This window comes from Streptomyces albipurpureus (assembly GCF_023701525.1).
In the GTDB taxonomy this organism is placed as follows: domain Bacteria; phylum Actinomycetota; class Actinomycetes; order Streptomycetales; family Streptomycetaceae; genus Streptomyces; species Streptomyces albipurpureus.
The window spans coordinates 1-830 of the sequence record NZ_JAMQAW010000112.1 but is presented as its reverse complement, the minus strand read 5'-3'; the positions used below and the strand labels follow the sequence as shown (position 1 = coordinate 830).

General features: G+C 65.1%; 1 protein-coding gene. It reads left to right on the top strand.

The genetic code is table 11. The annotated features are described in order from the left end of the window. Positions 1 to 41 precede the first annotated feature (41 nt). Positions 42 to 830 (top strand): polyketide synthase dehydratase domain-containing protein (locus NBG84_RS39760; RefSeq protein ID WP_345780624.1); only part of this gene is annotated, 789 nt, incomplete at its 3' end.

Sequence of the window (830 nt, the reverse complement as noted above, 5' to 3'; positions counted from 1 at the left end):
CTGAGGGGTCTTGGACGTGTCATGCCAGGGGTGTTCTGGCTGTGCAGGCGTCTGGTGTGTCGGGTGTGGTGGGGTGGGCGGATTCGGCGGTTTGGCCGCCGGCGGGTGCTACCGCGTTGTCGGTTGACGGTCTCTATGATGATCTTGCTGAGCGTGGCTACTCTTATGGTGCCGCGTTCCAGGGTTTGTCCGCTGTCTGGCGTGAGGGTGAGACTCTTTATGCCGAGGTGAGTCTGCCGGTCGAGGATGTGATCGGCAGTACTGCCGATGCTGTTGTCGGTTATGGCATTCATCCGGTGTTGTTGGATGCCGCGCTTCATCCGGTGGTCGCGGTGGGTCCCGAGCGGGGTGGGGATCAGGTGCTGCTTCCGTTCGCGTGGTCGGGTGTTCGGCTTCATGCTGTGGGTGCTCGGGCGTTGCGTGTTCAGATCATGCCTTCTGGTTCTGGTGTTGGGGGGTTGCGGGTCAGGCTCGCTGATCTGGCGGGGCGGCTTGTCGCTGAGGTGGATTCGCTGGCTATGCGGCCGATCACGATGGGGCAGTTGGCGAGGGCTGCCGGGAGCGGAGGTGGCGATGAGCTGTTCCGTTTGGCGTGGAGTTCGGTGCCTGGCGCGGATGTGGTTGAGGCCGGGCGGGTGGCGTTTGTGGGTCGGGTTGTTCCCGAGGCTCTGGTGTCGTCGTTGCCCGACGCGGTCGCGGTGGAGTGCTATCCGGAGCTTGCGGGGCTGCTGGCCGATGACACCGCTCCGCTCCCGGACCTGGTCATCGCCACGGGTCTGTTGGAGCACCTCAGCAGCCCGGTCGGGGAGGATGTTCCCGGTTCCGCGCGC